This window comes from Sphingomonas sp. SP1 (assembly GCF_058313395.1).
Window position 1 is genome coordinate 1,602,141 of sequence record NZ_JBZFLC010000001.1, and the last position, 14,707, is coordinate 1,616,847.

Annotated in this window: 8 protein-coding genes; 7 read left to right on the forward strand and 1 reads right to left on the reverse strand. The window is 67.1% G+C overall.

What is annotated here, in order from left to right; all coding sequences use genetic code 11:
• The first annotated feature begins 50 nt into the window (after window positions 1-50).
• The 7 genes from AC4GYS_RS08165 (at window position 51) to AC4GYS_RS08195 (ending at window position 13,234) form a co-directional block, all read left to right on the forward strand.
• Entirely contained in the window at window positions 51-3,212 is a 3,162-nt protein-coding gene (locus AC4GYS_RS08165) for a PAS domain S-box protein (RefSeq protein ID WP_491109384.1), read from the forward strand.
• Window positions 3,213-3,372: 160 nt separating this feature from the next.
• Window positions 3,373-5,535, forward strand: coding sequence for an autotransporter assembly complex protein TamA (locus tag AC4GYS_RS08170; protein ID WP_491108590.1), 2,163 nt, complete (start codon window positions 3,373-3,375; stop codon window positions 5,533-5,535).
• Window positions 5,536-9,774 (forward strand): translocation/assembly module TamB domain-containing protein, encoded by a 4,239-nt coding sequence (locus AC4GYS_RS08175; RefSeq protein WP_491108591.1) that lies wholly within the window; start codon window positions 5,536-5,538, stop codon window positions 9,772-9,774.
• Window positions 9,774-9,947: a hypothetical protein gene (locus AC4GYS_RS08180; RefSeq protein ID WP_491108592.1), complete on the forward strand. Its 174-nt coding sequence runs from the start codon at window positions 9,774-9,776 to the stop codon at window positions 9,945-9,947. Before AC4GYS_RS08175 ends, AC4GYS_RS08180 begins: the two co-directional genes overlap by 1 nt.
• Before the next feature lie 66 nt (window positions 9,948-10,013).
• On the forward strand, window positions 10,014-10,391 hold the full coding sequence (locus AC4GYS_RS08185; RefSeq protein ID WP_491108593.1) for a BlaI/MecI/CopY family transcriptional regulator: 378 nt from the start codon (window positions 10,014-10,016) through the stop codon (window positions 10,389-10,391).
• A 1-nt stretch (window position 10,392) separates the two neighbouring features.
• Window positions 10,393-12,186 (forward strand): M56 family metallopeptidase, encoded by a 1,794-nt coding sequence (locus tag AC4GYS_RS08190; protein ID WP_491108594.1) that lies wholly within the window; start codon window positions 10,393-10,395, stop codon window positions 12,184-12,186.
• Between the two features lie 97 nt (window positions 12,187-12,283).
• Window positions 12,284-13,234, forward strand: coding sequence for a hypothetical protein (locus tag AC4GYS_RS08195; protein ID WP_491108595.1), 951 nt, complete (start codon window positions 12,284-12,286; stop codon window positions 13,232-13,234).
• On the opposite strand, the gene AC4GYS_RS08200 is transcribed toward AC4GYS_RS08195, so the two are convergent.
• Window positions 13,200-14,582: an MFS transporter gene (locus AC4GYS_RS08200; RefSeq protein ID WP_491108596.1), complete on the reverse strand. Its 1,383-nt coding sequence runs from the start codon at window positions 14,580-14,582 to the stop codon at window positions 13,200-13,202. The two genes, AC4GYS_RS08195 and AC4GYS_RS08200, sit on opposite strands and share 35 nt — an antisense overlap.
• Window positions 14,583-14,707: the final 125 nt, after the last annotated feature.

A 14,707-nucleotide genomic window follows, 5' to 3' on the forward strand; every position in this document is an offset into this window, starting at 1 on the left:
GGGCGCTGGTGCTGGCGCCGCTCGGGCGCGATGCGAACATCGCGACCGGGATGCTGCGGGAAGCGGCGATGGAGGCCGATCCATGCGCATCCCTGCCGGAATTGATCGCCGAACTGGACCGCGGCGCGGCGTTCGTGGTCGTCACCGAAGAGGCGATCGCCACCGCTGACCTTCAGCCGTTGTTCGACTGGATCGACGATCAGGAGGAATGGTCGGACCTGCCGTTCATTCTGCTCACCAGCAGGGGCGGCGGACTGGAGCGCAATCCGACGGCTGCCCGCTACCTGGATTTGCTCGGCAATGTCACGTTTCTCGAGCGGCCATTCCATCCCACCACGCTCGTCAGCATTGCCCGTTCCGCACTGCGCGCGCGCAAGCGGCAATATGAGGCGCGGGCCAGGCTGATCGCACTGCACGAAAGCGAACTCCGTTTCCGGACCCTGTTCGACACGATGGACGAGGGCTTCTGCATCATCGAATTCTTCGACGGGCCCGAGGGTCCGCTTAGCGACTATGTCCATGTGCAGGCCAATGCCGCCTATGAGCGCCACGCGGGCATCCCGAACGTCGTCGGGCAAAAAGTCCGTGAGATGGTTCCGGGTGAGGCGGACGGCTGGGTCGCGCTGTACCGCGAGGTCTTGCTGACGGGCGAGCCGATCCGGTTCGAACGGATGCTGGAGGCGACCGATCGCCACCTGGAGCTTGCCGCCTTCCGGGTCGAGCCTGCCAGCCGGAACGAGGTCGCGGTGCTGTTTCAGGACGTGACCGAACGGCGCCGGGCAGAGCTTGCGTTGCGCGAAAGCGAAGGTCGGCTTCGCTTAATGAGCGAACTCGACGAGGCCTTGCGCGCGTCAGATGACGCTCCGACTGCCATGCTTGCGGCGGCTGAGTTGCTGGTTCGGCGACTGGAGGTGTCGCGCTGCGCCTATGCGGATGTCGACGACGACGACAATCGCTTCATGATCCGGGACGACGCGCGCGCACCGGGGGTGCCGACATCCGCCGGGACGTACAGCCTCGACCTGTTCGGACCGCGCGCGGCGGCGGACATGCGGAGCGGTAACACGCTGGTCGTCCGCAATGTCGGCGAGGAACTGGCTCCGGACGAGGGGCGGGACATGTTCCAGTCGATCGGGATCAATGCGATCGTCTGCTGCCCGCTGGTGCGCGACGGCCATCTGCTGGCGATGTTGGCGGTCCACCAGAACGTTCCACGCGACTGGCAGGCCGACGAGATATCCCTGATCGCCTCCGCCGCAGAGCGTTGCTGGGCCCATGTCGAGCGGGTCAGCGCCGAAGCGCGTCTGCGCGAGTCGGAGGCCAAGTTCCACGCGATTGCCAACTCGGTCGACCAGATGATCTGGTCGACCCGGCCGGACGGATATCACGATTACTTCAACCAACGCTGGTACGATTTTACCGGCGTCCCGAACGGTACCGCAGTCGGCGAGACCTGGATGGAGTTCGTCCATTCCGACGATCGGGAAGGTACCATCGCCAAGTGGACGCGGAGTCTCGCCACCGGCGAGCCGTACGAAACCGAATTTCGATTGCGTCACCGTTCGGGGGAATGGCGCTGGGTGCTGGGCCGTGCCCAGTGCGTCCGCGACAAGGCGGGCGGGATCACGCGCTGGTTCGGCACCTCCACGGATATTCAGGAGATTGTCGAGGCGCGCGAAATCCTGACCCGCTCGCGCGAGCAGCTGGAAGCTGCGGTTGTCGAGCAGACCCGTGAGCGCAATCGCGTTTGGGAGATGAGCCGCGACCTGTTTGCGATCATGGGCTTCGATGGTCATTTGAAAGCGATCAATCCGGCCTGGGAAGCGACCCTTGGGCGCGACCATCGATCATTGATGACCATGCCGTTCCGCGAACAGGTGCACCCTGATGACCACCCGGCGGTGGAGCAGGTGATGGACGACCTGCAGCAGGGCCGTTCGGTCGAGCGGTTCGAGGACCGCCTGCTGCACGCCGACGGAAGCTGGCGGACCATCTCCTGGACGCTGGTGCCGGGCGGCGAGCAATTCTACGCGGTCGGCCGGGACGTGACCGAGGAACGGCGAGCGTCACGCGAACTGGAAACGGCGCAGGAAGCGCTGCGCCAGGCCCAGAAGATGGAGGCGATGGGCCAGTTGACAGGCGGCGTCGCCCACGACTTCAACAATTTGCTGACGCCGATTGTCGGCAGTCTCGACCTGCTCCAGCGCCGCGGCCTGGGTGGCGAGCGCGAGCAGCGTTTGATCGACGGCGCTCTGCAATCTGCGGAACGTGCCAAGACGCTGGTGCAGCGCCTGCTCGCCTTTGCTCGTCGCCAACCGTTGCAGCCGCGGCCGGTGGATGTCGGCCGGCTGGTGCAGGGGATGGCGGACCTGTTGTCCAGCACCACCGGGCCCCAAGTGCGGGTGACGGTCGATGTGGCCCCCGACCTGCCGCCGGCCAAGGCCGACCCGAACCAGCTGGAAATGGCATTGCTGAACCTGGGCGTGAATGCGCGCGACGCCATGCCGGAAGGTGGGGCCTTGCGGATCAGTGCCACCGAGGAGCGGGTAGGGGCTGCCGGCAGGGAGCTGAAGGCGGGCAATTACGTCCGGCTGTCCGTCGCCGATACCGGCACCGGCATGGACGAAGCGACGCTGGCCCGCGCGATCGAGCCGTTTTTTTCGACCAAGGGTATCGGCAAGGGCACGGGACTTGGCCTTTCGATGGCGCACGGCCTTGCGGCGCAACTCGGCGGCACACTCCGGATCAAGAGCCAGCCGGGTGTCGGCACCAATATCGAACTATGGCTCCCGGTCAGCCCCGCCGCGCCGGCCGAGGTGGTCGATCGTCCGCGGCTGGCTGAGGTCGACGGCAAGAAACGGATCGCCCTGCTGGTCGATGATGAGGAGATCGTGCGCGCCAGCACCGCCGACATGCTGAGCGACCTTGGGTATCGCGTGCAGGAAGCAGAGAATGCGGAAGCGGCCTTGGCGCTGATTCGGGCGGGAAGCCGGCCCGATGTGCTGGTCAGCGATCATCTGATGCCGGGGATGACCGGTGTGGACCTGATTCGCGAAGCGCGCGAGCTGCTGCCCGATCTCCCGGCGCTGATCGTTTCGGGTTATGCGGAGGCCGACGGTCTCGCGCCCGACCTGCCGCGGCTGACCAAGCCGTTTCGACGCGACGATCTTGCCGCGAAGCTCGGGCAAGTGGATGAAATGGCTGCCAGTTAGCCCGATCGGCGCGTCGCTCCGCCGGACCGACGCGGTTCATTATCAGTCTTCACCAAGGTATGATGCGCACCCGCAGGGGTGACTCAGGGCGCGAGATGGGCCAAGGGCGGCCCAAGGTTCGCTGTCGAAAGCGCTTATCTTGCAATCAGTTGCGTTTCCATTGCCGCGTACTTGGCTGTTTGCCGGTGGTGCCACTCTGGCGCTGGCGGCGTTTGCCCAGCCGGCGTCGGCCCAGCTCGCATCGCCTCCTCCTGAGCGGCCGAGCTGTCCGCCCGAAGGCCCATCGGTCGCGCCGCCGCCGCCGCCCGGCGCCGACCTGCCGGAGGTCGAGCCCATCGTCTGCCAGGACGAATTGGCGCGCGAGGTCCCTCCGCTCGGGCCCGACGACCCCGCCTTGTCCCAGCCGCTGGAAAGCGTTGCCGACTTCGAAGCGCGTCTGCGCGAGCAGGACGGCGCCGGGGCAGGCGTCGCCCCGACCGCCGATCCCGAGCTTGCCGAACCGCTTCCGCCGCTCGACCAGTTCGATGTGCGCGAAGTCGAGCTGGCCCAACCCGATCCCGCCGAAGCGGTGGCCGAACTGCGCTACGCGACCCGGGTCGAAGGCCTCGAGGCCGCGGATGCCGCGACCGAAACCGCGCTGCTCGACCAGTTCAACGACCTGTCGGCGCTCGAGGAGGGCGATGGCAAGGCGGCCAACGAGGCCATGCTGTCGGCGCGGTTGGCCGAGGACAGCAAACTTGTCCAGCGCATCCTCCAGGCGGAAGGCTGGTACGATGCGGCCGTGCAGACCCGGATCGACCGCTCGACGGCCGAGGACGGCCAGCCGGTGACCGCCGTGCTGCTGGTGTCGCCGGGCGAGCGCTACCGCATCGGCACCATCGCGGTGCAGGCGGACCCGACCACGCCGCCCGAACTCATCGGCAAGAACCTTGCCCTGCAGGTCGGCGAGCCGATCGTGGCTCAGCGCATCCAGGGTGCGGAAGCCAATGTCGCCGTGGTCCTGCCGCAAGAGGGCTATCCATTCGCGACCGTGGGCCAGCGCGACGTGCTGCTCGACCCCGAAACTTACCTTGGCGATTATACGCTGCCGGTGACCGTCGGCCCGCGCGCGCGCTTCGGCGGCTTTCGAACGACCGGCGATCTGGCGTTCGACGCGCGGCATGTGGAGGTGCTTGCCCGGTTCGATCGCGGGGAACTGTACGACAGCCGCGATGTCGATGATCTCCGGCAGGCGCTGGTCGCCACCGGTCTGTTCAGCACGGTGGCGGTGGAGCCGGAGCGCACCGGCCAGGTCAATCCGGATGGGACGGAGAACGTCACCATGCTGGTGACCCAGGACGCCGGCCCGCCGCGCACGCTGGCCGCGAGTGCCGGCTATGGCACGGGACAGGGCTTCCGAGTCGAGAGCAGCTGGACCCACCGCAACCTGTTTCCGCCCGAGGGCGCGCTGGTCGCGTCGGCGGTGGCGGGTACGCAGGAACAGGGCGCCAGCGTTATCTTCCGCCGCTCAAACGCGGGCAAGCGCGACCGCACCTTGCAGGCCGGCATAGAGGCCTTGCGCAGCCGCTACGAGGCTTTCAACGCGCTGACCGGTCGCATCTTTGCGCGGTTGAGCTACGACAGCACGCCAATCTGGCGCAAAACGCTGACCTGGGGGCTGGGCGCCGAAGTGCTCGGCACGGTCGAGGAAGACTTTGACTTTGCCGCTGGCAGGCGGGCCAAGCGCAAATTCCTGATCGGCGGGTTGAGCGGCCAGCTTGGCTTCGACCGGACGAACAGCCTGCTCGATCCGACCAAGGGCTTCCGGGCCCAGATCCTCGCCCAGCCCGAAGGCGCGCTTAGTGACGGCTTTCGACCGTATCTCCGCAGCCAGCTCGACGGCAGCGCCTATTATCCGGTGGGCGACAGCATCGTCGTTGCCGGGCGGGCGCGCGTCGGCACCACGCTTGGCATCGACCGCTTCGACCTTGCGCCATCGCGCCGCTTTTATGCCGGCGGCGGTGGCTCGGTGCGGGGCTTCGGCTTCCAGCAGCTTGGGCCAAAGGACCCGGACGGGCGGCCGCTCGGGGGGCTTAGCCTGACGGAGGCCGCGGCGGAGGTCCGGTATCGTTTCGGCGACTATGGCGTGGTCGGCTTCGTGGACATGGGCCAGGTCTATGAGGACCGGGTTCCCAACTTCCGCGGGCTTCGGACCGGCGTCGGCGTCGGCGCGCGCTATTACACCAGCTTTGGCCCGTTGCGGGTCGATGTCGCGACGCCGCTTGGCCGCCAGCCGGGCGAAAGCCGCTTCAACATTTACATCTCCATCGGCCAAGCGTTCTAAATGAGCGAGATTGCTGCCCAGCCCGACGCGCATCCGCAGCAAGAGCGGATCGTCGTTCGGCGCCACATCAATTGGCCTGTCCGGATTGCCAAATGGCTCGCAGGGCTGCTGGTCGGCCTGGCCCTGCTCGCCGGGCTACTCGTCGTCGGCATCAACACCGACCCCGGCCGCCGGTTTGTCGCCGACCGGCTTGAGAGCCTGGAGTTCGCGAATGGAATGAAGATCGGGGTCGGGCGGATCGAGGGCTCGCTCTACGGTGCAATGACCATTCGGCGCCTCACCCTCTCCGACCCACGGGGCGTCTTTTTCTCCGCCCCGGTGGTGCGGCTGGACTGGCGGCCGTTCGATTATCTCGACAATCATCTTGATATCCGCAGTCTGGTCGCGCCGACGGCGACGCTGGCACGGCTGCCCGAATTCCGTGCTACCCCACCGAGCGACGCGCCGCTCTTGCCCGATCTCGACATCTCGGTCGGGCGGCTGAGGGTCGACCGGCTGGTCATCGAACGACCGGTCACGGGCGAGCGGCGGGTCGCCTTCATCGATGGCCGCGCGCGGATCGCCGATCGCCGGGCTCAGGTCGCGCTGCAGGCCGCGGCGATCGGCGGCGAGGGCCGCGCCGGCGGCGACCGGCTGACACTGCGGCTTGACGCGGTGCCCGAGCGAAACCGGCTCGCGCTCAACGCCTTCCTCAATGCCCCCGCGAACGGCGTGTTCGCTCGGCTGGCAGGAATATCGGAACCGGCGCGCGTTCGGCTTCAGGGCAGCGGCGACTGGCTCCGCTGGGATGGCCGACTGCTTGCCGATCTCGACAATGCGCCGTTCGCCCGACTAGTCCTGACCGCGCGCGACGGGACGTTCGGCGTCCGCGGTCCGACCCGGGTCGCCCGGCTCGTCGAAGGGCCCACGGCGGCGCTGCTCGGCCCGATCACCAACGTTGCGCTCCAGTCGACCTGGCAAAATCGCCGCGCCGACCTCAATGCCCGGATCGCGAGCGACGCGTTCACGCTGGTCGCCAACGGCGTGGCCGATCTCGGGCGCAATCGCTTCGACGACCTGCGGCTGAACTTCGGGTTCTTGAAGCCGCAGCTGCTGGCGCCGAACCTTGCCGGCCGCGACCTTCGCGCGGTGGTGACGCTGGACGGCGACTTGCGCCGGCCGACGGTGGATTACCGGGTCATGGCCGCCGCGCTGACCTTCAACGACATGGGACTGCGCGGCCTCGACGCACGGGGCATTGCGCGGTTCGACGACGATCAGGTGATCATCCCCATCGCCGCCACTGCCCGCGCCATTACCGGGTTGGACGTCGCGGCCGGTGGAACAATCACCAACGTCCGACTGGACGGCGACCTCGCGGTCGACTGGCCGCGGATCGTATCCGACAATATCCGCATCCGCTCGGACCGGATCGATGCCAAGGCGATCGTGCTCGCCGACGTGGCGCGGGGCCTCTACACCGGGGCGATCGACGGCCGGGTCAACAATTACCGGATCGACAGCGTCGGCATCTTCAACATCGATACCCAGGCCGATGTGAAGACGCTGGCTGATGGCGGGTTCAATCTTGTCGGCCGGGTCCGCGCGCAATCTACGCGCCTTTTCAACGAAGGCGTCCGCAACTTTCTTGGCGGCAATCTCGTCGCATCGAGCGACGTCGCCTATGGCCCGGACGGTGTGATCCGCTTCTCCAGGCTGACGCTTACGGCGCCCCAGCTGCGGGTCACTGACGGCCGCGGCAGCTACGCGCCCGATGGCCGCATCGACCTCCGCGCCACGGGCGTGTCGCGACAATATGGCCCGGTCGGGGTCCAAGTTGCCGGGACCGTCAGCAATCCCCGAGCGATCGTTACGGCCAGCCAGCCGGGATTCGGGTTGGGCATCGCCGGCCTTCAGGCGGAAATCCGCAGCGCCGGCAACGCGTATAACGTCGTGGCCCGGGGGCGCAGCGACTATGGAGATTTCACCGCCGACGTGGCGGTGCAGACCGCGACTGGCCCACTGACCATCGACATCCGCCGTGCCACCCTGGCCGGGATCACCGTGCAGGGAAGGGTCAGGCAGACCCCGGCCGGGCCTTTCGCCGGGCAACTCAACGCGCGCGGGCAGGGGATCGGCGGCGTGGTCCGGCTGGCGGCCGCCGGTCGCTACCAGCAGGCGCTAATCAATCTTCGCGCGCGCAATGCCGTGCTGCCCGCCCCAGCGAACATCGCAGTCGGCGCGGCGATCGTCGATGCGCGGGTGATACTGTACGATCAGCCGGAGATTATCGCGGACGCGCAGCTCGCCCAGGCTTGGGTCGGCGAAACCGACATCGCCGCGCTTCGCACGATCATCAACTATCGCGGCGGGCAGGGCTTTGCGCGAGGGCTGGCGGAGGGCACCTCGGGCGTGCCGTTCCGGGTCGCCTTCAATAGCGAGCTGCGGCCTGACCTATGGCGCGCCGCCCTGCGTGGCCGGGTCAACGGAATCGATGTTCGCACCGACAGCCCGGCGCGGATCATCCCACGCGGGGGCACCTATGAATTGCTGCCCACCCGTCTGGTGCTCGATCAGGGCAGCATTCGCCTGGCGGGAAGCTACGGCCGCGAACTCCGATTGCAGAGCCGGATCGACGGCGTCGACATGACCCTGCTCAACGTCTTCGCCCCGGGCCTTGGCATAGGCGGACGGGCGACCGGCAGCCTCGATTTCGTTCAGGCCGGAAGCGCCTTTCCGCGCCTCGACGCCAGCCTCGCGATCCGGAACTTCACGCGCACGACCGCTGCGTCCGTGAGCCGGCCGCTCGACGTCAACCTCCTTGCCCGCCTTGCTCCGGGCACCGGGTCGCTCAACGCCGTGATGCGCACCCGGGGGACAGTCGTGGGCCGGGTTCAGGCCGCCATCCAGCCACTGGGATCGGGCAGTTGGACGCAACGGATCGCCGGCGCGCCGCTGCGTGGCGGCATCCGCTATGTCGGACCTGCCGACGCCCTTTTCTCGCTGGCGGGCCTTGCGGACCAGAGCCTTAGCGGCCCGCTCGGTGTCGCGGCCGATTTCGGGGGTCGGGTCGAGCGTCCGACGCTCCAGGGCGTCGTGCGCGGGCGCAATCTGACCTACGCGAACGCGACCTACGGCACCCGCTTGACCAACCTGGCGTTGCAGGGTCGCTTCACCGGTGAGCGGCTTCAGATCGATCAGCTGTCCGCGCAGGCGGGCAGCGGCACGGTGACTGGCAACGGCTATGTCAGCCTTGCGGCCGCAAGTGGCTACCCCGCCAATTTCGACCTGTCCCTCAACAATGCCCGCCTCGCGAACAGCGATGCCCTTCGGGTCACAGCGACCGGCAACGTCCGCCTGCTCAAGGCCGCCAACGAAGCGCCCGTCCTGACCGGGACCGTGCGACTTCCGTCCACCCGCTACCAGATCGTGCGGCAAGGCGCGGCGCAGGTACCCGAACTGACCGGTGTCCGGTTCAAGCCGCCGCGGGGCCGTCCCCGGGTCACCGGCGATGCACCGCCCGCGTCCGCCGCGGCCAGCTTTGGCAACGTCCGGCTCGATCTTAATATCGTGGCGGCCGACGAGCTTTACGTCACCGGCATGGGACTGGAGTCCGAATGGGGCGCCGACCTGCGCGTGACCGGCACCAGCCAGAACCCGCGCATCGCCGGGACCATCGACCTCGTGCGCGGCACCCTTGGCTTTGCCGGGCGGTCATTCGAGTTGCGGGAAGGCCGCGTGCGCTTCGCCGGCGGCGGGACCAGCGACGCCACCGTCGCCCTGCGCGCCGAGGAGACGATCGAGGATGTCGACGTGACGGTGAACGTGTCGGGCGCCGCGCTCGACCCACGCATCACCTTCTCCAGCTCTCCCGGACTGCCGCAGGACGAGATCGTCTCGCGCATCCTGTTCGGCAATTCGGTCGGGCAGCTGTCGGCCCTGCAGGCGGTGCAGCTGGCCGCCTCGCTCAACACCTTGCGGGGCTCGGGCGGTGGGTTGAACCCGCTCGGCAAGCTGCGGCAGGTCGCGGGCATCGACCGGCTCCGAATCCTCGGTCCCGATGATACCAGCGGTCGCGGTACGGCGCTGGCGGCGGGCAAGTATATCGGCGACGACATCTATCTGGAGGTCGTGACGGATGCGCGCGGCTTCACTGCTACGCAGCTGGAAGTGACCTTGAGCCGCAGCTTGTCGATCCTCAGCCAGGCGGGCGGGCAGGGCGGGACCAACGTCAATGTTCGCTATCGAAAGACCTATTGATGCGGTCCGCGGTGCTTCTGCTTCTGTTCGCGATCCTCCCGGGCTGCGGAGACCGGCGTAGCTTCGACGAGCGCTATGACGACACCAGCCAGGAAATCGAAAACCGGGCCCGGCAGATCGACCGCAACATCGCGGTTGAACAGAATGTGTCGGACCAGACGAGCGACGACTAGGCCGGGAGGGCTTGCACCTGCGCTACAAATGTAGCATACGCTACAAATGTAGCTGAGAGGTGAGTCGTGCTGAACCGATTGCCGCCGAAGGAACGCCAGATCGTCGACCTCCTCTATCAGGGCGGCGAGATGACCGCAGCGGAGGTTACGGAAGCTCTGCCGCAGCCGCTCAGTGGATCCGCCGTCCGCACGATGCTGCGCCGGCTGGAGGAAAAAGGCGCGGTCCGCAGGACCGACAGCGAGCGCGGATACATTTACAGTCCTGCACTATCTGATCAGGCCGCCCGCAAGTCCGCCCTGTCCGAAGTCGTGCGGGTATTCTTCAACGGGTCACCGACCAGCGCTGCAAGCGCGCTGCTCGGCATGTCCGACCGAATCGACACCGATGAATTGGACGAGCTTGAGAAGCTGATCGCTGAAGCGCGCAAAGCGAAGGAGAGCTGAGGTGGAGTTGCTGATCACCTTCGCCCTGAAGTCGCTGCTGATCGCCGGAGTGACGATGGGCCTTCTGTATCTGATGCGCGGCCGCTCGGCGTCCGAACGCAGCATGGTTGCCCATCTCGGCCTGTTGGCGTTGCTGCTGCTTCCGGTGGGCAGCATGTTCCTGCCGCAGATTGCGCTTCGGGTCCCCTCCCTGGAAGCCGCTACGCCCATCGCGCCCGCAATCGTTCCGAGTGAGGTTGCAGATGCAAGTGCGGGCGCCGTTTCCGCCGCACCCAGCGCGGGCGTCGATCCGCTGGCCCTGTGGCCGCTCTTCTACGGGTTTCCGGCAGCCCTGCTGCTGGCCGTAACCCTGCTCGCCGTGCTGCGGCTGCTCACCTTGCGCGCCAAGGCGTCGGTACTGGTCGAGCCCAGCTGGTTGAGTGCCTTGGCCCATGCCCAGCGCCGGATGAACTTCAAGCATGGCACGGCGCTGCTCACCAGCAGCGAGCTCCGCTCTCCGATCAGCTGGGGCGTGCTTCGCCCGGTGATCCTCCTGAACGACGAGGCGCTCGACGCCCGGCACGAGGCCGAGGCCATCATCGCGCATGAGCTTGCGCACGTCCGGGGGCTCGACTGGGCCAAGCTGCTGCTGGCGCGGATCGTGACCGCCATCTTCTGGTTCAATCCGCTGGTCTGGATGCTGTCACGCGAAGCGCACCAGCTGCGCGAGGAAACCGCCGACGATGCGGTTCTCGCGGCCGACGTCGCCAGCACCGACTATGCCCAGTTGCTGGTCGGCGTCGCCCGGCACGATTCAAAGGGCTTGCTGCTCGGCGCGCATGGCGTTGCTCCCGGCAAGGGCAGCCTTTCGCGCCGCGTTCGGCGGGTGCTCGATTCTACCTTGCCGCGGACCCCGGTGGCCCGTGGCTTTGGCGCCGGCCTGTTCCTCGGCGTTGTCGCCGCAGCCGCTCCGCTCGCGGCCGTCACCCTTACGCCTGAGGTTCAGGTCGCGGCAGAAGATCCGTTCTTGTTGAGCCCGCCCCTCCCGAGCGAATCCCTTCCATCGGTCGTGGCGGAGTCCGTGGCGGGCGCGACTGCGCTGACCGGCGAAGTGGTCTCGGCCCACGTTGCGGCTGCGCTGACCGGAAAGCCCGCGGTCACGCCCGCGCTCGAGCAGGAGCTGGAACGCCGCATCGAGACCCGTATCGCTTATGTGCATCCGCACGCGGTTGCCGACCGGCCGTCGCGGGTCCGTGCCGTAAAGGCCACGGACATCGATAACGCCGTGGAGCTCGCCGTGGCCGGCAAGGCGCTTGGAGTGACCCCGGATTATGCAGCCCGAATCCGCGGTGCGGCCCCGGGCCTGCGGCTCGACGACGGCGACCTGCTCGCGCTCAAGGCCACGGGTGTCACCCCGGAATGGCTCGCGGACATGCGCCGCGCCGGTTATGTTCCGCGAGACGCTGGGGATCTGGCGGGTGCCCGCGCAGTCGGTGTGAGCCCGGCGTTCGTCGCGGAGCTTGGCGCATTGGGTTATCGCGGCATTCCGCTTGACGATCTCACGGCCATGCGCGCCCTTGGCGTGTCCGGTGCCTACATCCGTCGGCTGAAGGCCAATGGCTATTCCGACCTGTCGCCCGAACGGCTCATCGAGTTGCGGGCGCAAGGACTGAACGTCCGGGCGATCAAGCGAGGAAAGCCCGCAGGCGTTCCGAATTGGCTGGGGACCCACCCGCCAGGGGCGCCGGCACCGCCGGTACCACCCGATCCGGACCCTGATCCGGATATGGATCCGGGCGACGACAGCAGCGAATAACCGCACACCGACCGAACCAATCCCATGGAATGCTCGCACCACGCCCGGCCTGGGCGAATGGTGGGGTTTGCCTCGCGAATTTGACGGAGGATGTATCATGAAGCGCACATCTGCTTTGCTCCTCGCGCTGCTGCTGACCTCGTTCAGCATCACCACCACCGGCCTGGCTGCGCAGTTGGGCGATCTTCGCTTCAAGTTGACCGGACAGGGCCACGGACGGGTACAGGTCGCCATCAGCGACGACGGTCCGGGGCGGAACCGTTCCAGCATCGATCTTGCGGCGAGCGCGCTCTCCGGGTTCGATCAGGCAGCGATCGATGGCTTTGTCCCCGCGCCGGTGGGCTTTGCACTGGTGCGGGAAGCCGGGCGCCTGGATTGTGCCGGCATGGGCAAGGCAAACGAAGCCGCGGGCGACTGCCGCTTCACCGCCAGTCGTGCCTTCGCGGACCTCCTCGAGCGGCGCGGTATCGGCCGTCCCACCGAACGGCAGGCGTTCGGCCTGACCATGGTCGGTGCAACGCGCTCATTGCTGGATGCGCTGACCCAGGCCGGCTACCAGACACCGCGGATCGACGATCTTACCGCACTGGCGGAATTGGGCGTCGACCGGGCGTACATCGCCGGCCTTATCCGTAGCGGCTATCGCCCGCCCCGGGTATCTGATCTGATCGCGTTCCGCGCGCTTGATATCACGCCCGCCTATGCCGCCGGCTTCAATCGCGTTTTGTCGCGGAAAATTGCCGCGCAGGACCTGGTTCAGCTCAAGGCGCTCAATATCACTCCGGCCTATGTCGCATCGCTCGGTCGGCTGGGCTACTCTCGTCTCAGCGCCGGCGAGCTGGTTCAGCTCAAGGCGCTGGGCGTCACCCCCGATTACATCGCCGGGTTCCGACGGCTCGGTTTCGGTCGCCTTCCGGTGGACAAGCTGATCGAATTGAAGGCGTTATCCGTCGGCCCGGAAGACCTCGACATCGATTGGCGCCGCGGCGCCGCTGCGACCGACGTGGACGAGCTTACCCGGCTGAAGATTGCGGGCTTGCTGCCGTGATTGGCGGCTCGCCCGATGAATCTTCCCGCTTGCCCCATTCGCGGTTGATGGCCAGCGCGGCGAGCGTGCAGATCACCCCCGACAGAAGGTAGAGGCCCACCGACCACAGCCCCAGCCGGCTCGCCAGGAAGAGGGCGACGAGCGGAGCGAAGCCGGCGCCGATGAACCAGGCTGAGTTCGAGACGATCGCCGCGCCCGTGTATCGGTATTGGGTCGGGAAGTTTCCGTTCACCGCACCTGCCGACTGGCCGAATGCCAGCCCCAGCAAGACGAAGCCGGCGATCATGTAGACGGCTTCCGCGATCGGCCCCGCCGAAAGCAGCTGCGGCGCGAACCCACTATAGGCGCCGATGAGCGCGGCGGACACACCCAGCACCGACCGGCGGCCGACCTTGTCGGCGACGATACCCGACGCAGCGATGGCGCCGACGCAGATCGCCGATCCAAAGGCGGTCAGCAGCAGGAAGCGGACGGGGTCGGCGTCGGTGAACAACTCGACGTAGGACAGGGGAAAGACCGTCACCAGGTGAAACAGCGCAAAGCTCGCCAGCGGGGCGAAGGCGCCAAGCGCGATCGTTCGCCACTGTGCTCGCAGCGTCTCGAACGGCGGCGAAGGCTGCAGCTCGCGGCTTTCGAACAACCGTAGAAATTCCGGCGTCGCGACCAATCGCAGGCGGGCGAACAGCGCCACGACGTTGATGGCCAGCGCGACGAAGAACGGATAGCGCCAGCCCCAGCGGATGAAGTCCTCGGGCGTCAGCAGGAACACGAAATAGGCAAACAGCGCACTGGCGACGAGCAGTCCAAGCGGCGCGCCCAGCTGTGGGATCATCGAATACCAGCCGCGGCGATCCTCCGGTGCATTCAATGCCAGCAGCGATGGCAGGCCGTCCCATGCCCCGCCCAGCGCCACGCCCTGCAGAAGCCGGAAAAAGCCCAGGATCCAGATCACGACCGCGCCGACCTGATCGTAACTTGGCAGCAGGGCGATCGCCATGGTCGACCCGCCCAGCAGGAACAGCGCGATGGTCAGCTTTACGCCGCGCCCGTAATTCTGGTCGACCCAAGTGAAGATCAGGGTGCCGATCGGCCGTCCGATAAAGGCCAGCGAAAACAGCGCGAAGGAATAAAGCGTGCCCGTCAGCGGATCGACGAACGGGAAGATCAGCGACGGAAACACCAACACCGAGGCGAGCGCATAGACGAAGAAGTCGAAGAATTCGCTGGTCCGGCCGATGATCACCCCGATCGCGATCTCGCCCGGACGGATCTGCCCGTGGCGGGCGTTGACCAGCCGGGCATCACGCTCGAGCGGGGTCGAGCTGGAGGCGGAAGCAGGAGCGGTCATCGGCGGTTGTCTCCGGTGGACAGGGGCTATCTTCCCCCGCTCGCGATACGCGCGCAAGGGCCAATTTTTCCGCCTTTGCCGCAAATTTGGGTTGCTGTGCATTGGACAAAATGTCCAATGTTACC